Annotated in this window: 10 protein-coding genes; 1 reads left to right on the top strand and 9 read right to left on the bottom strand. The window is 75.4% G+C overall.

Features of this window, described 5'->3' with window-relative positions; genetic code table 11:
- Positions 1-23: 23 nt before the first annotated feature.
- Complete coding sequence (locus RM446_RS17110; RefSeq protein WP_311546332.1) at positions 24-986, bottom strand: Scr1 family TA system antitoxin-like transcriptional regulator; 963 nt, start codon at positions 984-986, stop codon at positions 24-26.
- Between the two features lie 111 nt (positions 987-1,097).
- Here RM446_RS17110 and RM446_RS17105 point away from each other — a divergent pair, with 111 nt between their 5' ends.
- A complete protein-coding gene (locus RM446_RS17105) occupies positions 1,098-1,370 on the top strand; it encodes a hypothetical protein (protein ID WP_311546331.1) in 273 nt (90 codons plus the stop codon).
- 107 nt (positions 1,371-1,477) lie between these two features.
- On the opposite strand, the gene panD is transcribed toward RM446_RS17105, so the two are convergent.
- The 8 genes from panD to RM446_RS17065 all read right to left on the bottom strand — a co-directional run.
- A complete protein-coding gene (gene panD, locus RM446_RS17100; RefSeq protein ID WP_311546330.1) occupies positions 1,478-1,912 on the bottom strand; it encodes an aspartate 1-decarboxylase in 435 nt (144 codons plus the stop codon).
- A 301-nt stretch (positions 1,913-2,213) separates the two neighbouring features.
- Positions 2,214-3,035, bottom strand: a complete 822-nt coding sequence (locus RM446_RS17095) for a siderophore-interacting protein (RefSeq protein WP_311546329.1) — start codon at positions 3,033-3,035, stop codon at positions 2,214-2,216.
- Positions 3,036-3,131: 96 nt separating this feature from the next.
- Positions 3,132-4,496: an enterobactin transporter EntS gene (gene entS / locus RM446_RS17090; protein WP_311546328.1), complete on the bottom strand. Its 1,365-nt coding sequence runs from the start codon at positions 4,494-4,496 to the stop codon at positions 3,132-3,134.
- 76 nt (positions 4,497-4,572) lie between these two features.
- Positions 4,573-4,785 carry an MbtH family protein gene (locus RM446_RS17085; RefSeq protein WP_311546327.1) on the bottom strand — a complete coding sequence of 71 codons (213 nt, stop codon included), beginning with the start codon at positions 4,783-4,785 and terminating at the stop codon, positions 4,573-4,575.
- A gap of 37 nt (positions 4,786-4,822) precedes the next feature.
- Entirely contained in the window at positions 4,823-6,097 is a 1,275-nt protein-coding gene (entS, locus tag RM446_RS17080; RefSeq protein ID WP_311546326.1) for an enterobactin transporter EntS, read from the bottom strand.
- A gap of 48 nt (positions 6,098-6,145) precedes the next feature.
- Positions 6,146-6,781 carry a GNAT family N-acetyltransferase gene (locus RM446_RS17075; RefSeq protein WP_311546325.1) on the bottom strand — a complete coding sequence of 212 codons (636 nt, stop codon included), beginning with the start codon at positions 6,779-6,781 and terminating at the stop codon, positions 6,146-6,148.
- 80 nt (positions 6,782-6,861) lie between these two features.
- The gene (locus RM446_RS17070; RefSeq protein WP_311546324.1) at positions 6,862-14,397 is read right to left on the bottom strand and encodes a non-ribosomal peptide synthetase; all 7,536 of its coding nucleotides are present in this window, start codon (positions 14,395-14,397) and stop codon (positions 6,862-6,864) included.
- Positions 14,394-19,888: non-ribosomal peptide synthetase (locus tag RM446_RS17065; protein WP_311546323.1), on the bottom strand; the 5,495-nt coding region annotated here is incomplete at its 5' end. The genes RM446_RS17065 and RM446_RS17070, both read right to left, overlap by 4 nt.

Raw genomic sequence — 19,888 nt, 5'->3', positions numbered from 1 at the left:
TGCGGCTTCTCCTCGCCCGCGGCTCAGAGCGCGTGCGCGGCCCGGAGGAAGGCCTGCCATTCGGCGAGGGGAAAGGCGAGGTGCCCGGCCTCCCGGTGCCGCGTGTCCCGGACAAGAGCCAGGTCGGAGTCGGTGCGGCACTCGACGCAGTTGGTCGCGCCGCCCTCGGAGTAGGAACTCTTCTTCCACTCGTTCTGCATCATGTTGAGATTGTCCCTGATGAGCTCTCGGGACGCGCCCGGGGGCAGAGCGACCGAGCAGAGGTCGGTGAAGACATGCGCGTAGATGTCCACGACATCGGGGCTATCGGACGGCATCCCGGAGACCTTGGTCTCAACGAAAGCCACGACTCCTTTCTCGGGGACAGTGAAGAGCAGAAACCCTCCGTCCTGTCCGGGGTTGGACTCGGCTGCCATAGGAATGACGAGGACACGCACACGTGGACGCCGGGACAGCAGGAGGAGCCGCTCCAACTGTTCGACCATGACTTCCCGACCACCGGTCGGCCGTTTGAGAACAGATTCCTCCACGACAGCGCGGATGGTCGGAGGGCGCTCACCCTCTAAGATCTCCTGGCGCTCCATCCTGGCTCTGACGCGTCCCTCGATCTCCGCCTCGGTATCATCCGGGCGGCCTGTTCTGAACGATGCGCGCGCGTAGCGTTCGGTTTGGAAGAGGCCCGGTATCAGGAGCGGGCTGTACTCTCTGATCTCCCGGCTCTCGCGCTCGGTCACAGTGACGCCGGCGAACCAGCTCGCGTAGCCGGACGGCGATTTTCGGCTGTCTTCCCACCGACGGACCAGCTGACCGCTAGCACTAAGCAGGGCATCGAAACGCAGTACTTGTTCCTCCGTTGTCCGTTTCGCTCCTCGCTCGATAGCAGAGATGTGGGATTGGGAGATCGGAACAGCACGTGCGAGTTGCGTTTGCGTGTAACCGCAATTCTCACGCCAGCGCTTGAGTTCCCTCCCGAAGCGTACGTCCATGGAATCACTATCCAGCTCTCGAATAGCTCTGGGCAATACCGAGTAACAAAGCTGTGTCCTGCTTGGAAGTAGAGCTAGCACAGCTCTCGCCGTTGGTCCGAGCCTGAAGACATGGAAACCACAGCACCGGCCCACTGGCCGATCGAGATCCGCACGCGAATCGCCGACCTGAATCGGGTCAATCCGTCCATGTACCGCGTTTGGGGATCACAACACGGGGACGGATCCTTCGCCGCCTACTACGCCTCTCTCCATCCGCACCTCAACCGCACCGGCAGCCGGTTCGCGCCGACGCTGGCCAGCGGAAGCCATCTGCACCTCGAACGGCTGCTCATGTGCCCGCCCGACCGGATCGATGTGCTGAGGTGGCCGGGCGGCGAGTGAGCGCCCTCGGGCCGCCCGCCCGCTGCCGGAGCCCGCACAGGCGAAGGCCCTCGGAGCCGTCGGCTCCGAGGGCCTTCCGCGCTGGCGCCGGGCAGGGCCCGTCGGCTTCAGGCACCCGCTGCCGGGACTCCGGCGAGTGTCGCTCCCGAGACGAGGGCCGATCCCGGGACCGGTTCGGCGGGGTCGTCGCCCAGCGCGACGATGCGGTTGGCGCTGTCGACGTGGACCACGCGGGGCTGATGGCGGGAGCGCTCTGACTCCTCCAGTTCCACGTAGGACATGATGATGGCGAGGTCGCCCGGGTTCACCAGGTGGGCGGCGGCACCGTTGATGCCGATGACGCCGCTGCCGCGCTCGCCCGCGATGGTGTAGGTGATGAGCCGGTTGCCGTTGTCGATGTCGACGACGTGGACCTGCTCGCCCTCGACGATGTCGGCCGCCTCAAGGAGGTCGGCGTCGATGGTGATGGATCCCACGTAGTGCAGGTCGGCCTGGGTGACCGTCGCGCGGTGGATCTTGCCGTGGAACAGGGTGCGGCGCACGATCTCCTACCTCGTTTCCCTCACTGCGGTATGACTACAGGCCCTGGAACAGGGTCCCGTGCACGCTCGTGGCGGCGTCCGAAGCACCGCGGCGGCGCGCAGCGCCGGACGATTCCGAAAACGCCCCCGATACGCGCCGAATTCCGCGATCGCCCCCGAGGGTAGTGCGCGCCGGTCCGCGCGTGCGCATCGGGGTCGGTGCATGTGCATCCGGGCCCGTACGGACGCCGAGCGGCCCGCGCGCCCGACCGCCGCAGAACCCGCCCGACCGCCGCGCCCCCCGCCGACCCGGACCCGGCCTTCAGTCGTCGTCGGCGGCGTCGTGGTGGTCGTGGTTGCTGGTACCGCGCCGCCAGTAGCCGTCGACGTCGAGGCTTGTGCCGCGTTCGAAGCCCGCCTCCTTGAGGTACCGCCGGATCGGCTTGAGGGTCGTGGCCTCGCCCGCGCACCAGGCGAACCCGCGGCCGTCCGGCAGCTCGGCGCCGCGGATGGCGCTCTCCAGCAGGACAGTGCTGCCGGGGGCCGCGCCGTCGCGGTGCAGCCAGGTCACGGAAGCGCCCGCGGGGACGTCCAATTCCTGCTCCTCACCCGCGTCGGCCACCTCCAGGAACGCCAGCACGCGCGCGTCGCGCGGCAGCTCCTGCTCCAGCCAGCGGGCGGCCGCGGGCAGGGCCGTCTCGTCGGCGCCGATGAGGTAGTAGTCGAAGCCGTAGTCCATGTGGTGGGTACCGCGCGGGCCGAGGACACCGAGCCGGTCACCGGGGCGGGCGCGCGCCGCCCAGCGGCCGCCCGGCCCGTGGTCGTGGGCGACGAGGTCGATCGTCAGCTCGCCGGCGCCGGCGTCGAAGCGGCGGACCGTGTAGTCGCGGTAGACCAGCTCGGGCGCGCGCATGTTCCACCGGCCGTCGTCGTCGAACCGCGGCAGGTGCAGCTCGCCGGTCCGCTCGTCGGGGAAGAACAGCTTCACGTGGTCGGTGTAGTTGTCGCTGCGGAACCCTTCCAGGTCGGAGCCGGTGAGGACCACGCGGATCATCGCGGGCGTGACGCGCTCGGCCGTGCGCACCTCCAGGGTCCGAGAGCGCAGGGGATAGAACTCCACGCGGGGGTCGCGGACGGTGGTCATGGCACATCACTCCTGGTGTCGTCGGGTGCGGACCGCGCGCCGCGCCCGGTCCGAGGGGCGGTCCGGGCTCCTTGGCGCACTTTAGCTTAGGTTAGGCTAACTTGACATCCCCGGGTCCTCCGGAGCTCCGCGCACAGGTGCGACCGGGGCCGAGCGCGGAATGGACGGAGCGGACGGCCCCGCGTCCGTGTCCGCTCCCTGGTCTTCGGCGCCCGCGACGACGGCTCGGCGCAGCCCGGGTGCGGCCGCCGCCAGCACCGCCACCAGGACCGCGGTCACCGCGCCGCCGGCCACGACGGCCGCACCGGCCCCGATCAGCGGCGCCAGCGACCCCAGCGCGAGCGAGCCCAGTGCTCCGCCCGCGGTGTTCTGGGCGGTCCAGACGCTGTTGACGCGGCCGCGCAGCGCATCGGGTGTGTGCGACTGGAGCAGGGCGAAGCGCAGGATCTCCTCGACGATCTCGGCGAAGCCGAGCACCGTCAGCGCCGCGAGCGCGAGCGCCAGCTGCCCCGAGGCACCGAACCCGGCCGAGGCGAGGCCGCAGCCCCCCACCGCGACCAGCAGCACCGTTCCGGTGCGCGGGACGGTGCGCGTCCACCCGCTCGTGAGAGAGGCCAGGACCGCTCCGGCGGCGGAGGCGGAGTAGAGGAGCCCGGCGGCGGTCTCACCCGCGTGCAGGACGGTGTCGGTGAACTCCGGGATGAGGACGTAGGGCGTGGCGAACAGCAGTTGGACGAACCCGAGCGCCAGCAGCGGACCGACCGTGCGGTGCCGCACGGCGAAGCGCATCCCGTCGATCGCGGCGGATGCCGTCCCCCGGGCCTGCTCGCCGCCTCCCGCGCCGGTCGGCTCCAGGGGCGGCAGGCGCAGCACCAGCACCGTGGTCACCGCGCAGACGGCGGCCGTGATGCCGAAGACCGCGGGGTAGCCCCACAGCGCGATGACGGCGCCGCTCAGGGCGGGGGCGGCGATGGAGCCGAGCTGGCCCGTCAGCGCCAGCAGCGCCCCGGCGGCGGGCAGCCGGTCGCGCGGAAGCAGCCCGGGAACGGCCGCCTGCAGCGCCACCGTGCTGAAGGTGCCCGCGAAGCCGTTCAGCGCCGCGCAGAGGCAGATCAGCGCGAAGGCCGCAGCGCCGCCCTGGGGCGCCCACAGCGCGTTCAGCGCGAGGCCGGTGAAAGCGACCGTGGCGGACGCGCGGCCGGCCACGATCAGCCGGCGGCGGGGGAACCGGTCGGCCAGCACTCCCCCGACCAGCGTGCCGCCGAATATCGAGGTCCCGTTGACGGCGCTGACCACGGCGACCAGGGCCGAGGACCCGGTGGCCGCGTAGACCTGCATCGGCAGCGCGACCAGCGCGAAGCCGAGGCCGAAGACGGAGATGAGCCGCGCGGTGAACACAACCCGGAACGCGCGGCTGACCCGCAACGGGGTGAGGTCGATGAGTGCGTCGCGCAGTTTCACGGCCGCGCCCCCGCGGAGGTCGGCGCCCGCCCGCGCGCGGCGCACCGGCGGGCGCCGCTGCCGCGGGTCGTTCGGCTCACTCCTCGCCCATCGCCACGCGCAGGCTACGCGGGCGCAGGTCGGTCCAGTTCTCCTCGACGTAGGCCAGTGCGGCCTCGCGGTCCGCGGGCCCGTGCACCCGGCGCCAGCCGTCGGGCACCTCGGCGAACTCCGGCCACAGCGAGTGCTGGTCCTCGTCGTTGACCAGCACCAGGAAGCGGCCCTCGGTGTCGTCGAACGGGTTGCTCATGCTGCAGCTCCTTTCATTTTAGGAAAGCCTTACCTTATCAATGGGTCATGTCGTCGGGAAGTGCGGGAGCGACGCCCCGGGTGGCCAGCAGACCCGGCGCGGTCAGGGCGATCGCGCCGACCAGCACCGCCCCCAGAGCGCCGGCCGCCACCAGCGCCGCCGCCGGGCCCAGCACCGCGGCGAGCCCGCCCATCAGCGACGCGCCCAGCGACCCGCCGACCGTGGCCTGGGCCAGCCAGGCGCTGTTGACCCGGCCGCGCAGGGCGTCGGGGGTGTGCGCCTGGATCAGCGAGTAGCGCAGGATCTCCTCGACGGCCTGGCAGCACCCCAGCAGGACCAGCGCAGCCAGCGCCGCGACCGCGGTGCGGCCGAGGCCGAGGAGCACCACCGAGATCCCGCACAGCGCCACCGCCGCGGGCACGATCGCGCCCGTGCGGCGGACGCTTCCGGTCCAGCCGCTGGTCAGCGACGCCAGCAGCGCCCCCGCCGCCGGGGCGGTGTAGAGCAGCCCGGCCAGGGCCGCGTCGCCGCCGAGCACGCGGTCGGTGAACTCGGGGATCAGCACCGTGGGCATGGTGAACAGCACCTGGGTGAACCCGAGCAGCAGCAGCGGCCGCACCACCGGGTGGCGGGCGACGAACGCCAGCCCGTCGGCGACCGCGCGCAGCGCGGGCTCGCTGCCGGCCGCGGTCCCGGCGGGCGTGGGCGGGACGAACCACACCGCCCCCGTGGCCACGGCGGCGATCGCGCAGGTGGCGAGGTAGCCGGAGCCGACGCCGCCGAGCGAGATCAGGACACCGCCCAGCGCCGGCGCGGCCACCGCGCCCAGTTGGGCCGTCACCGCGAACAGGGCCCCGGCGGCGGGCAGCCGGTCCGGGCCCACCAGGGCCGGGACCAGGGACTGCTGGGCGATCAGGCCCATGGTGCCGATGACGCCGTTGACCGCGGCGCACAGGTAGACCACGCCCAGCAGCGGCCCGCCCGGAAGGTGGGTGTTGACCGCGAACATGCCGACGACCAGCGTCTCCACGGCCAGACTGACCAGCATGAGGCGCCGGCGGTCCAGCCGGTCGGCCAGCAGCCCGCCGAGGACGGTGCCGCCGAAGCCGGCCGCGCCGTTGACGACGGCGACGCTGGCCACCAGCGCCGAGGAGCCGGTCATGGCGTAGACCTGCATCGGCAGCGCCACCAGCCGGAACCCGCCGCCGAAGAGCGAGATGAGCCGGACCGCGAAGACGATCCGGAATCCTCTGCCGCTGCGCAGCGGGGCCAGATCGATGACCAGGCCCTGCAGCACCGGCCTCGCGGCCACGGCGCCCCCTTCCCTGCTCATGTGTCGCGCTCTGCCGCCCGGACGCAGTCACTCCCGCGCCCGGACGTAGAGCGCCGCCCGCTTGTGCGGCAGGTCGGCCTCGGCGAGGAAGGCCAACCCGGCCTTGGCCGCCGCCCGGCGGGCCGCGGCGTTGGCGGCGTCGGGCTCCATGAGGATGCGGCGGCACCGCGGTTCGGCGGCGAAGACGGCGGCGGCGAAGGCGTCGAGGATCTCCTTGCCGACCCCGCGCCCGGTCCGGCGCGGGTCGCCGATGGCGATGTGGAAGCCGATGTCGTGTGGCATTGCGTCGTAGTGGCGGGCGACCACGTCGCGGGCGGCCCGGTACAGCTCGACGTAGGCGAGGTCGGCACCGTCGCGGCTGACGACGAACGGCCGCGAGAACGTTCCTGCGCGCTGCGCCGCCAGCTCCTCGGCCCACCGCCGCCGGCTCCAGGCCTGGCCGTAGAACGGGGCGACGTGCGGCAGGTGCATCCAGGCGTGCACGCGGTCGAGGTCGGCCCCCTGCGGCTGCGCCGGACGCGCGGCGTAGGGGGGCGCGAGCACGGGGGTCGGCGGCGGGCCTGCGGCCAGGACGTCCTCGCCGACCGGGATCTCGCGGGGCGAGGGGCGGCGGAGCGCTGCGCCGGGCACCTGCTCGACGCCGGTCGATTCGGGCACGGACACGTGTGTCACCTCCGGTGCCGCCCCGTTCGCGGGGGCGGTGTGCTGGTGTGCGTAAACGGTGGGGCTCGGGTGGTCGGCGGTCATTCCCGGCGGTCCGCCGGCCCGCCGAGGCGGGCGGCGAGGACAGGGCCGATCACGGCCAGCCCTTCGGCGGACAGCAGGTCGTCGTGGGCGGCGGGGACCTCGTGGTGCTCGATCCGGCCGCCGATGTGGGGCTCCCAGGCGCGAGCGGCCCCGGCGGGGGCGTCCTTGGCCGTGAAGCAGAGAGCGCCGCCGGGGTGGCGGCCGGGCTCCTCGCCGGCGGAAGCCTCCAGCAGGCGCGCGGCCCAGCGGCGGGTGGCCTCGGCCATGCCGGGGTCGCCGCGTTCGGCGCCCGCTTCGACTGCCATCGCCCCGGTACCGGAGTCCGCACCGCGCCCCCGTTCCGCGCACGAGCCCTCGGCGGGGGCGTGGTCGGCGCGGGCGGCGGCCCGCTGCGCGTGCCAGGACGCCGGGTAGGCGTCGAGCAGCGCCAGCAGTTCGACGTCCGCGCCCGCCCCGGCGAGCTCGGCGGCCACAGCCTGGGCCAGGGTGCCGCCGAAGGACCACCCGGCGATCCGGTAGGGGCCGCCCGGCGACTCCCGGCGGATGCGCGCTGCGTAGGTGCGGGCAAGCCCGGCGACGGTGCCGGGCGCCGCCGCCCCGGGCACGGGCGCCTCCAGGCCCAGGACGGGCACGTCGGCGCCCAAATGGCGGCGCAGACCGACGAAGGGCCAGCTGAACCCGCTCGCGGGGTGGATGCAGAACAGCGGCGGCTGTGCGCCGCCCGCGCGCAGCACGGCGACGCCCGGTTCGCCGGGCGCCTCCTGCGCCGCCCCCGCCCCGCCCGGCGCGCCGGGGCCGCCGGGACGGGCGTCGGGGGTGGCCAGGTGCGCGGCGAGAGCGGCCGGCGAGGAAGCGGCGAACAGGTCGGCGATCGCCGCACGGGTACCGGTCTCGGCCTCGACGCGCGATCGCAGCCGCACCAGCAGCATCGAGTGGCCGCCGAGGTCGAAGAAGTCGTCATCGGCGCCGACCCGGTGCGCGCCCAGCACCTCGGCGAACACCTCGCACAGCAGCGCCTCGGCCGCGTCGCGCGGCTCGCGCCCGGGCCCCGGCGCCAGCTCGGCCGGGTCGGGCGCCGGAAGCGCCGTTCGGTCGAGCTTGCCGTGCGCAGTCAGCGGCAGGGACTCCAGCGGCAGGAAGGCCGCGGGCACCATGTAGTCGGGCAGCCGCCCGGCCAGGTGGGCGCGCAGGCCGGCGGTGTCGGGGGCACCGCCGGCGCACGGCGTCCCGGACGCCTTCCGCTCGGCGGGCGCGGGGACCCTGCCCGCCCCGACCGCCTCTCCCGGTACCGCAGCCGCCCCGGAACCCGTCTGCTCCACGGGCGCGGGGATGATGTAGGCGACCAGGCGCCGGTCACCCGGCGCGACCTCCCAGGTGTCGACGACGGCCTGGTCGACGCCGGGGTGCTCGCTCAGCGCCGCGGCGATCTCTCCCGGCTCGACGCGGAAACCGCGCACCTTGACCTGGTCGTCGGCGCGCCCGACGTAGTCCACCGACCCGTCGGGCATGCGCCGCACCAGGTCGCCGGTGCGGTACATGCGCGCTCCGGGCCGCCCGAAAGGGTCGGCGACGAACCGGTCGGCGGTCAGCCCGCCGCGCCGCAGGTAGCCGCGCGCGAGCCCTCCACCGCCCAGGTACAGCTCGCCGACCACGCCCGGGGGCACCGGGCTCAGCCGATCGTCGAGCACATGGGCGGCGGTGTTGGCGGTGGGGCGGCCGACGACCGGACGCTCGTGGTCGCCCGCCCGCGCGGCGAGGGCGTCGACGGTGGTCTCGGTCGGACCGTAGAGGTTGTAGGTCGCGGTGCCCTGCTCCTCCAGCTGGCGCAGCCGCCGCCACAGCGACGCCGGCACCGCCTCGCCGCCCACGCCCAGCGTCGTGGGGGTGTGCGTGCCCGGCTCGCCCAGCCCGGCGCGGATCAGCTGGAGCAAGTGGGAGGGCGTCACCTCGATGAAGTCGAAGCGCTCGGTGCGGATGCGCTCCACCAGCAGCGCCGGGTCGTGCATGGCCTCCTCGGTGACGACGTGCACGGCGTGGCCGTCCAGCAGCCACAACTGCGGCTGCCAGGCGGCGTCGAAGGAGAACGACCACGCGTGGCCGACGCGCAGCCGGTCGCGGCCGGCGCGGCACCGGGTGGGCCGGTGCAGCGTCTCGCGGTGGCTGTGGAACAGGTTGGCGACGCTGCGGTGGGTGACCGCCACGCCCTTGGGCCTGCCGGTGGAGCCGGAGGTGTAGATGACGTAGGCGGGGTGGTCGGGGTGCAGCGGCGCGGTTCGGTCGGCGTCGGCGGGATCGGCCGCCGGCCGCGCGGCCGCGGTTTCGGGGGTCAGGGCGAGGGTCTCGCGGGCGCCCAGGGCGGCGGCCCGCTCCGCGAGCTCCGGCGCGGCGGCGGTGAGCAGCGGGGCGGCGTCGGCCAGTATGTGCGCGACGCGCTCGTCCGGGTAGGCGGGGTCGATCGGCAGGTAGGCGGCGCCGGACTTGAGCACGGCCAGGATCGCGACCAGGGTTTCGGGCGAGCGCGGCAGCAGCAGCGCCACGATCGACTCCGGCCCGGCGCCGCGGGCGATCAGCTCGTGTGCGAGCCGGTTGGCGCGCCGGTTCAGCTCGGCGAAGCTCAGGCGCACGCCCCCGCCGACCAGGGCGGGCTGGTCGGGACCGCCGGCGGCCGCGGCCTCGAACAGTGCGGGAAGGGTCGCCGGGGCGGCCACGGGTACGTGCGGCCCTTCGGCGTCGCGGGTGATCCGGGCGGACTCCTCGGCGGTGAGCAGGTCCAGGCTCCCGACGGGCGCGGCGGGGTCGTCCGCGGCGGCCGCGAGCAGCCGCTCCAGCCGCAGCGCGACATTGCGCACGGTCGGCGCGTCGAAGAGGTCGGTGCTGTAATCGACGATGCAGCGCATCGCACCGCCGATGCCGTCTGCAGCCCCTTCGCCGGGGTCGCGGAACTCGAAGGCCAGGTCGAACTTTCCGCCGGGGGCGGCTAGGGGCTCGCGCTCGGCCCGCAGGCCCTCCATGGTCAGCCGGGGTCCGGCGCCGCTCTGGTAGGCCAGCATGACCTGGAACAGGGGGTGGCGGCTCATCGACCGCGCGGGATTGACGACCTCCACCAGGTGCTCGAAGGGGATGTCGGAGTTCTCGTAGGCGGCCAGGTCGGCTTCGCGCACCCGCGCCAGCAGTTCCGCGAAGGCGGGGTCGCCGGAGGTGTCCGTGCGCAGCACCAGCGTGTTGACGAAGAATCCGACGAGATCGTCGAGCGCGGCGTCGTCGCGCCCGGCCACCGGCGAGCCGATGGGGATGTCGGTGCCGGCCCCCAGCCGCGTCAGCAGCGCGGCCAGCGCGGCCTGCAGCACCATGAACACGGTGGTGTCCTGGCCGCGGGCGAGGGCGCGCAGCCGGGCGCTCAGCTCGGCGGGCAGCTCCAGCTCGACGGCGGCGCCGCGTCCGCTGGAGACCGCCGGCCGGGGCCGGTCGGTGGGCAGGGGCAGCTCCTCCGGAAGGCCGCGCAGCGCCTCGCGCCAGTACGCCGCCTGCGCGTGGACGGCGCTGCCGGGGTCGTCCTCGGTGCCCAGCACCGCGCGCTGATGCATACCGTAGTCGGCGTACTGCACGGGCAGCGGCGCCCAGCCGGGCGGGCGGCCGCCGCTGCGCGCGGTGTAGGCCGTCCCGATGTCGCGCAGCAGGGGGCGCGCCGACCAGCCGTCGCCGGCGATGTGGTGCAGCAGCAGGAGCAGCACGTGCTCGTCCTCGCCGGTGCGGAACAGGCGGGCGCGCAGCGGCGGCTCGGCGTCCAGGTGGAAGCCGTGGGCGGCGGCCCCGGCCAGCATGCCGGGCAGCTCGTCCTCGCCGGCCTCGGTGAGCGGCAGGTCCGGGCGGGCCCGCTCGGGATCCAGGATGCGCTGGTAGGGCACGCCGTCCTCGTCGGGGAAGACGGTCCGCAGGCTCTCGTGGCGCGCGGTGACGTCGGCCAGCGCCTCGGCGAGCGCCCCGCGGTCCAGCGGGCCGCGCAGCCGCGCGCAGAAGGGGATGTTGTAAGTGGGGCGCGGGCCGTCGAGCCGGTAGAGGAACCACATCCGCTGCTGTGCGTGGGACAGCGGGGGGCGCTCGGGCCGCCCGGCGGGCCGCAGCGGCGGGGGCCCTCCGGCGGGGCGCAGCCGCTGGGCGAGCCCGGCCACGGTGGGCGCGTCGAAGACCGTGCGCAGCGCCACGTCACGGCCCAGCACCGCGCGGATGCGGGTGACCAGCCGGGTCGCCAGCAAAGAGTGGCCGCCCAGCGCGAAGAAGTCGTCGTCGACGCCGGCCTCGCCGACCTCCAGGACCTCACGGAAGAGGCCGCACAGCAGCTCCTCGACCTGGTTGCGCGGCGGGCGCCCGCCGGCGGTCGGGTCGGGGGCGGGCAGGGCTGCGCGGTCGATCTTGCCGTTGGGCAGGACGGGCATCTCCTCCAGCGGGACCACCACCGCGGGCAGCATGGCGGTGGGCAGTGCGGCGGCGAGGTGGCCGCGCAGCGCCCGCGCGTCCAGCACCCGGCCCGGCAGCGGTGTGGCGTAGGCGGCCAGGACCGCCGAGTCCGCGCCGTCGCGGTGCACGGCGGCGGCGCAGGTCGCAACGTCGGGGTGGGCGGCCAGCGCCGACTCGACCTCGCCGAGCTCGACGCGCATTCCGCGGATCTTGACCTGGTCGTCGGTGCGGCCCAGGAACTCCAGGTCGGCTTCGGCGTTCCACACGACCCGGTCGCCGGTGCGGTACATGCGCGCGCCGGGCCCGCCGAACGGGTCGGCGACGAACCGGGCCGCGCTGAGCCCGTGCCGCCCCAGGTAGCCGCGCGCCAGCCCGGCGCCGCCGAGGTACAGCTCGCCGGGCACACCGGCGGGGAGCTGGCGCAGCATGGAGTCGAGCACGTAGGCGCGCACACCCGGGTCGGGGCGGCCGATGGGCACCCGGTCCCCGACCGCGTCGGGACGGCACTCCCCCAGCGTGGCGTTGACGGTGGCCTCGGTGGGCCCGTAGCAGTTGAACATGGCGCGTCCGTCGGCGGCGAACCGGCGCACCAGGGCGCCCGGCACGGCCTCGGTGCCGGCGAGGACCGTCATGCCGTCGGGCAGGTCGGCGTCCTCGGGCAGCGCCGACAGCAGCGCGGGCGGCAGTCCGGCGTGGGTGGCGCCGCGTTCGCGCAGGTAGTCGGTCAGCGGCGGCCCGGGAACGCGCCGCTCGGGCGGCACCACCACGAGCCGGCCGCCGGAGAGCACGCCCATGACGAACTCCCAGAAGGCGACGTCGAAGCTCGGCGAGCCGAGTTGGGCGATGCGGCTGTCGGCGCCGACGCCGAGGCGGTGGGCGGCGGTGGCCACGAGCTTGGCCACTCCGGCGTGGCTGACGACGACCCCCTTGGGCAGGCCCGTGGAGCCGGAGGTGTAGACGAGGTAGGCGGCGGTGGCGGGCAGGATCGCGGCGCCGCGCTCGGCACCGGTGATCCCGCCGGGCGGGGCAGCGCCGATCTCGCCGGCGGTGGCGGGGTCGTCGATCACCACCCGCTCGGCGCCGGTGAGACCGGCGACACGCCCGCTCAGCTCAGCGGTGGCGACGACGCAGGCGGGCCGGGAGTCGGCGAGCATGTGCGCGAGCCGGTCGTCGGGGTAGTCCGGGTCGAGCGCGAGGTAGGCCGAACCCGACTTGAGCACCGCCAGTAGCGCCACGACCAGCTCCGCCGACCGGGGCACGGCCAGGGCGACCACGCGCTCCGGCCCGGCGCCGCGGGCGAGCAGGACCCGCGCGAGGCGGTCGGATCGGTCGTCGGCCTCGGCGGCGGTGAGGACGGTGTCCTCGTCCTCCACCAGCACCGAGCCCGGCGCGGCGGCCACCCGCCGCCGCAGAAGGTCGGGGAAGGCGACCGGGCGCAGTGCCTCGGCCTCGGCCGCCTCCTCGGCCCGCGGGGGCCGCGCCCGGCCCCCGCCGGGGACAGCTGCGGCCGCCGGGGCCGAGGACGCGGCACCGGCGTCGGACTCCGCCGCCGGCCCCGCGGTGTCGGCGGAGTGGTCGGCGGGGGTGAACAGCGCGTCCGGCTGTGCGCCTGCGGTGGTCGGCGCGTCGCCGGGGCGCCGGCGGGGCCCGGTGCGGCCGATCGCCGCGTAGGCCGCCGTGCGGTGGGCCGCCAGGGCGGTGGTGGGCGCCGGTACGCGGTGGGGCGGGAGGACGTCCAGTCGCGCCAGGGGCGTGCCCGGCGCGGCCGCCATTGCGCGCAGGACGGTGGCCAGGCATTCCGCGGCCAGTTCGGCGCGGGCCCGGGAGAGGGTGTCGGGCCGGTAGCCGAAGGTCAGCCGCACCGGGGCGCCCTGCGCGCCCGGCGGAGGGGGGACGACCGCGAGGGACAGGGGGTAGTGCGTCGCGTCGGAGGACCCCAGCACCCGGGCCCGCAGCCCGGGGACCCCTTCGGCGGGGTCTGTTGCCTCCACGGGGTAGTTCTCCACGACCATCAGGGTGTCGAACAGGTCCGGCACCCCCGCCGCCCGCTGGATCTCGGCGAGTCCGACATGGCCGTGGTCGAGGAGCGCGGCCTGCTCGCCGCGCAGCCGGGCGAGGAGCGCGGCCGCGCTCTCGGCCGGGTCCAGGCGCACCCGCACCGGCACCGTGTTGACGAACAGCCCCACCGTCTCGTGGGAACCGGGCAGCTCGTGGGGGCGTCCGGATACAGCGGTGCCGAAGACGACGTCGCGGCTGTCGAGCAGGTGGCCCAGCACCAGCCCCCACGCCGCCTGGAGCACGGTGTTGAGGGTGGCGCCCTGGGCGCGCGCGAAGTCGCGCACCGCTGCGGTGAGCTCGGTGGACAGGTCGCGGGTGAGGGCGCGCGGCTCGGCCGGGCCGCCGCCGTCCGCCGGCGGGTCGGCGGTCGCGGCCCCGAAGGCGTCGGCGACGCGGGTGGACCCCTCCACACCCGCCAGCGACGCGCGCCAGGCCTCCAGTGCCGCGCCGGTGTCCTGACGGGCGAGCCAGCCCAGGTAGTCGCGGAACGGCGCCGCGCGGGGCAGCGCGGCGCCGTCGGCGGCGTAGAGGCGGAAGAGGTCGCGCACCAGCAGCGGCAGCGACCAGCCGTCGAGCAGGATGTGGTGGTGTGTGAGCACCAGGATGTGGTCGCCGGGCGCCCGCCGCACCAGGACGAAGCGGATCAGAGGCGGGGTTGCGAGGTCGAAGCGGGTGCGGCGCTCCTGGTCGCGGACGCGCTGCAGCTCGGCGTCCTGCGCGGCCGCGTCCCGGCCGGACAGGTCGGTCCGGGTCCAGGGGGCGGGGACCCGCTTGCCGACGAGGGCGGCCGGCTGCCCGCTCTTGCGGCGCCGGAACGCCGCCCGCACGTTGGGGTGGCGCGCCAGCAGGGCGTCGGCGGCGGCGCGCAGCCGCTCGGTGTCGAGGTCCCCCGCCAGCTCCAGGGCGATCTGGACGTTGTAGACGTCGGCGCCCTCGGCGTCGATCTGGCTCTGGAACAGCAGCCCTTCCTGGAGCGGCGTCAGCGGCAGGATGTCCTCCAGGCCCGATGCGTTGCTCACGTGAGCCTCCACTCTGCTTCGAATTCGTCGATCTCGTCCTGATCGAGGTCCGGCAGGGACAGGTCCGACGGCGTGTGGCCGCCCGCCTCCGCCGCCCCGGCGTGCGCGACGAGCCCTCTGAGCTGGGCGAACCAGGCGTCGGCGAGGTCGCGCACGTCCGCTTCGGCGAGCAGCCGCTGCGGCCAGGCCCAGGTGGCCGCCAGCACGGGGCCCTCGGCGCCGTCGCGGGTGAGCGCGTTGAGCTCCAGCGTGTGGCGCACGGGCATGCCGGGGTCGGCGCCGTTCGGCAGAGCGCCGGTCTCCGGCGCCACCGCCCACGACTCGTGCTCGCCGGCGACGGCGACGCGGCCGAGGTAGTTGAACAGCAGCGGCGGCTCGGGGGCTGCGGCAAGCGCCCCGGAGGTGCCGGGGTTCAGGTAGCGCAGCAGGCCGTAGCCGATGCCCCCGTCGCCGGGGCGGGCGCGCAGCTGCTCCTTGACCCGCTTGAGCGCGTCGCCGGAGGCGGGCCCGCCCGTGCGGGCGTCGGCGGGGTCGAGCCCGGTGACGTCCAGGCGCGCGGGGTGGACGGCGGTGAACCAGCCGACGGTCCCGGAGACGTCGGTTCCGGGGAACAACTGCTGTTCGCGGCCGTGGCCCTCCAGTGCGAGGCGCAGCACGGCGTCCGCGTCGCCCGCGCCGCCGGAGCGCGCTGCGCGCCACTCGGCGGCGGCCAGCGCGAGCGCGCTGAGCAGCACGTCCTCGATGCCGGAGTGGAAGGCCTCGGGGACCCGGGTCAGTAGCGCCGCGGTGTCGGACGCCGACAGCGATGCGGTGACCCGGCGCACGGTCGCGGCCGTGTCGTGCCCGGGGTCGGGTCTGCCGAACGCCCGCGCCTCCGCGGCCGCATGCTGCTCCGGAACGGCGGTGATCTCCTGCCAGGAGGCCAGTTCGGAGGCGCGGCGGGCGGTCGCCGCCTCGGCGCACAGCCGCTGCGCCCAGCGGGCAAAGGAGGTCTGCGGCGCCGGGAGGACCGGCGGTCGGCCGGAGGAGGCGTCGTTCCACGCGGCGGCGAGGCCGGCGCGCAGGACGTGCCAGGAGACGCCGTCGACGGCGAGGTGGTGGACGACGAGCACCAGCCGCCCGGCCCGGTCGGCGCCCCGGTCCAGCCACACCGCGCGCAGCATCGCGCCGGCGTGCGGGTCGAGGCGGCGCTGGGCGTCGGCGGCCGCGTCGGCGGCCGCGCGGGCCAGTCCGGCCTCGTCCAGTCCCGCCGCGTCGCGCCGCGCCAGCACGTCGGCGGCCGCGACGGCACCGGGCTCGGCGGCGCGCAGCCGCCATCCGTCGTCGCCGGTGACCAACCGGGCGCGCAGCATGGCGTGCGCGTCCAGCACCGCCTGCAGCACGACGGCCAGGCTTGCGGTATCGGCGCCCGCGGGGGTATGGACGGCGGCGGCCTGGCTGAACCCGTCCAGCGGTCCGCCGCGCTCACGCAGCCAGTGCATGACGGGGGTCGGCTCGACGTCGCCGGTGCCGTCGTCGCGGCCGCCCTCCTGCGCACCGGCGTCCCCGGCGGGTGTGCTCGCGGCGGCCAGGGCGAGGCGCTCGGGGGTCTGCTCGGTGAAGACGTCGGCCGGGGTCAGCTCCAGTCCGCGGGCGCGGGCGAGGCCGACGAGCCGGATTGCGAGGATGCTGTCGCCGCCGAGTGCGAAGAACCCGTCCTCGGCCGCGACGCGCTCCAGCCCCAGCAGCTCGGCGAAGGCGCCGCACAGCAGTTCCTCGCGCGGGCCGTGCGCGTCGCGGCCGCCGCCCGCACGCTCGGCGGGCTCGGGTTCGGGCAGGGCGGCGCGGTCGAGCTTGCCGTTGGGCGTGAGCGGGAAGGCGTCGAGGACGGTCACCGCAGCGGGGACCATGTGCTCGGGCAGCCGACCGGCGAGCCGGCGCAGCAGTGCCGCGGGGTCGGGGGCGCCCGCTCCGGCGGCGGGCGTCACGTAGGCGGCGAGCCGGTCGGCGCCCGCCGCGCTGCGCCGTGCGGTGACGACGGCGCCACCGACCCCGCCGAAGGCGGTGAGGGCGTGCTCGATCTCGCCCAACTCGATGCGCATGCCGCGCACCTTCACCTGGAAGTCCGAGCGGCCCAGGTACTCCAGCCGGTCCGCGCGGTCCCGCCGGACCACGTCGCCCGTGCGGTACATGCGGGTGCCCGCCGGGCCGAAGGGGTCGGCCACGAACCGCTCGGCCGACAGCCCCGCCCGGTCGGTGTAGCCCCGCGCCAGCTGCACGCCCGCCAGGTACAGCTCGCCCTGCACGCCGGCGGCGACCGGAGCGAGGCGGTGGTCGAGGACGTAGACACCGGTGTTCCACACGGGCCGCCCGATCGGCACCCCCGGCCCAAAGAACCGGTCGGATTCGGCGCCGGTGTCGAAGGCGGTCACGTCCACCGCCGCCTCCGTCGGGCCGTACAGGTTCGCCAGCGCCGCGCGCGGAAGCAGGTCCCGGAACCGGCGGGCGGCGTCGGCGCCCAGTTCCTCGCCCGAGGCGAAGACGCGGCGCAGGGACGTGCAGCCCCCCGCCTCCGGTTCCTCGATGAACACGCGCAGCATCGACGGCACGAAGTGGCACACCGACACGCCCGCGTCCCGGATCAGCCCGGCCAGGTATCCGGGATCGCGGTGCCCTCCCGGCGCCGCGACGACCAGGCCCGCGCCCGCGGCGAAGGGCCAGAACAGCTCCCACACCGACACGTCGAAGGACACCGGCGTCTTCAGCAGCACCCGGTCGTCCGAACCGAGCCCGTAGGCACCCTGCATCCACGCCAACCGGTTGGCGATCGCCCGGTGCGAGACCACCACACCCTTGGGACGGCCCGTGGAACCCGACGTGTAGATGACATAGGCCGGATGCCCGCCCCGCAGCCCCACCGCGCGCTCCGCGTCGGCGAGAGGGCTCGCGTCGCGGCTCTCCACCTGCTCCGCGGTGGCGGGGTCGTCCAGTACGAGCCGCGGCACTGCTGGCTCCCCGGGCAGGTCCGGGGCGTCCTCGCTGCGGCAGACCACCAGCGCCGGACGCGCGTCCTCCAGCACGAACGCCACCCGCTCACCCGGCTGATCCAACTCCACCGGAAGATAGGCCGCACCCGCCCACACCACCGCATGCAGCGCCACCACCAGATCCACCGACCGCGGCAGCGCCACCGCCACCACCGACTCCGGACCCGCACCACGAGCGATCAGCTCCCGCGCCAACCGGAACACCCGCGCATCGAACTCACCACGCGAAAGATCACCCCCGCGGGCACCGACCACCACGGCATCCGAACCCGCACCCCGGGCGAGCAGTTCCGGCAGCGTCTCCTCGACCACCGGGTGGGACGCCGCCTCCGCCCCCACCACCAGCCGGTCCCACTCCCCCTCCGCCAGCAGCGGCAGGTCGCCCACCGGCCGGTCCGGATCGACGGCACCCGCGGCGAGCAGGCGCAGCAGCCGGTCGCCGAGGTCGCGGACGGTCTCGGCGTCGAACCGGTCGGCCGCGTAGCGGACGGCGAACTCCATGCCGTCCTCGCCCGGGCGCTCCACGAACTCGAACTCCAGGTCGAAGCGGGCGGCCGTGCGGCTCACGGCGTCGTCGACGGCCGCATCGGCGCCGAACAGTCCGCCGTCCAGCTCGGGGCGGGTCTGGTGGCTGACCATGACCTGGAACAGCGGGTTGCGCCCGGCCGCGCGCACGGGGTTGAGGGCGTCGACGACCCGGTCGAAGGGCAGGTCGGCGTTGGCGAACGCCGACACCGCGAACGCGCGGGCGCGCTCCACGACCTCGCCGAAGCCGGGGTCGCCCGACAGGTCGGTGCGCAGCACCAGGGTGTTGAGGAACATGCCCACGGCGTCGTGCAGCGCCTCGTCGGTGCGGCTCGTGGAGGGCGTCCCCAGCGGAATGTCGTCCCCCGCGCCCATGCGGTGCAGCAGCACGGCCACCGCCGACTGCAGGACCATGAACGGCGTGGCGGCGCGGTCGCGGCCCAGGCGGGTGAGTGCCCGGACGAGATCGGCGGGGATCCCGAACGCCGCGGTGCCGCCCTCGTCCGTCGGCGCGGCGGCCCGCGGCCGGTCGGCGGGCAGTGCCACCTCCTCGGGCAGCCCCGCCAGAGCCTCCCGCCAGAACCCCCGCTGGCGGGCCGCCCTGCTGCCCGGATCCTCCACCGAACCCAGCACCTCGGCCTGCCACACCGCATAATCCGCATACTGCACCGGCAGCGGCTCCCACCCCGGAGCCCCGCCCGCACACCGCGCACGGTAAGCCGCATCCAGATCCCGCAGGAACGGCGCCTGCGACCACTCGTCCACCGCAATGTGGTGGAACACCGCCAGCAGCATGTGCCGTTCGCCGCCGTCGGTGAAGAGGGTGAACCGCGCGGGTGTACCGCCGACCAGGTCGAAGGGCTCGCGCGCGGCCCGGTCCAGCGACTCGGCGGGCTCGTCGCCCGCGGTCTCCACCGCCACCAGCGGCCGGGGCAGCCGGTCGAGGGGGACCACGCGCTGCTCGGGCTCGCCGTCGGCGCGCCGGGGGAATCCGGTGCGCAGCACGTCGTGGCGGGCGAGCACGTCGGCCACCGCCTGCTCCAGGGCAGCGGCGTCGAGAGCGCCGCTGATCCGCAGCGCCCAGGGCACGTTGTAGGCGCCTCCGGGGGCCGCCCCGCCGGTCTGCAGCAGCCACAGCCGCCGCTGTTCGGCGGAGAGCGGGACGCTGTCGGGCAGCGGCCGGGCGGCCAGCTCGGGCCGGGCGCCGGCGGCGGTCCGCACCCTGTCGGCGATGCGCGCGGCGATGCGGGCCGGGGTCGCCTCTTCGAACAGGTCGCGTACGCCGATTTCGGCGCCCAGGCGGGTGCGCAGCAGGTTGGCGGCGCGGGCCGCGGCGAGGGAGTGGCCGCCGAGTGCGAAGAAGTCGTCGTCGGCGCCGACCTCGCCGGTGTCCAGCACCTCGCCGATCGCGGCGCAGACGGCCTCCTCCTCGGGCGTGTGCGGCGCTCGCCCGGGGCCCCCGGCGGTCTCGTGCCGCTCGGGCGCGGGCAGTGCGGCCCGGTCGGTCTTGCCGTTGGCGGTCAGCGGGAGCCCTTCCAGCACCACGACGGCGGAGGGGACCATGTAGTCCGGCAGGTGCGCCGCCGCGTGCGCGCGCACCGCCGCCGGGTCGATCGGAGCTGCGCCGGGAGCGGGCACGATGTAGGCGGCGACCGACGCGTCGGCGCCTTCGCCGGCGCGCACCGCCGCCACGGCCTGGGCGATCCCGGGGTGCCCGGCGAGGACAGTCTCGATCTCGCCGAGTTCGATGCGGAACCCGCGGACCTTCACCTGGAAGTCGGAGCGGCCCAGATACTCCAGCTCCCCGGCGCGACTCCAACGCACCACATCCCCGGTGCGGTACATGCGGGTGCCCACCGGGCCGAACGGGTCGGCCACGAACCGCTCGGCGGTCAGCCCGGCACGGCCGTGGTAGCCGCGCGCCAGACCCGCGCCCGCGA

Origin of the sequence: Streptomonospora wellingtoniae (assembly GCF_031845375.1) — a bacterium.
Lineage (GTDB): Bacteria > Actinomycetota > Actinomycetes > Streptosporangiales > Streptosporangiaceae > Streptomonospora > Streptomonospora wellingtoniae.
This window is presented reverse-complemented; position numbering and strand designations above follow the sequence as displayed.

Coding starts and splice junctions, on each gene's coding strand:
- RM446_RS17110 (WP_311546332.1), bottom strand. CDS start 986: ATGGACGTACGCTTCGGGAGGGAACTCAAGCGCTGGCGTGAGAATTGC.
- RM446_RS17105 (WP_311546331.1), top strand. CDS start 1,098: ATGGAAACCACAGCACCGGCCCACTGGCCGATCGAGATCCGCACGCGA.
- RM446_RS17095 (WP_311546329.1), bottom strand. CDS start 3,035: ATGACCACCGTCCGCGACCCCCGCGTGGAGTTCTATCCCCTGCGCTCT.
- RM446_RS17085 (WP_311546327.1), bottom strand. CDS start 4,785: ATGAGCAACCCGTTCGACGACACCGAGGGCCGCTTCCTGGTGCTGGTC.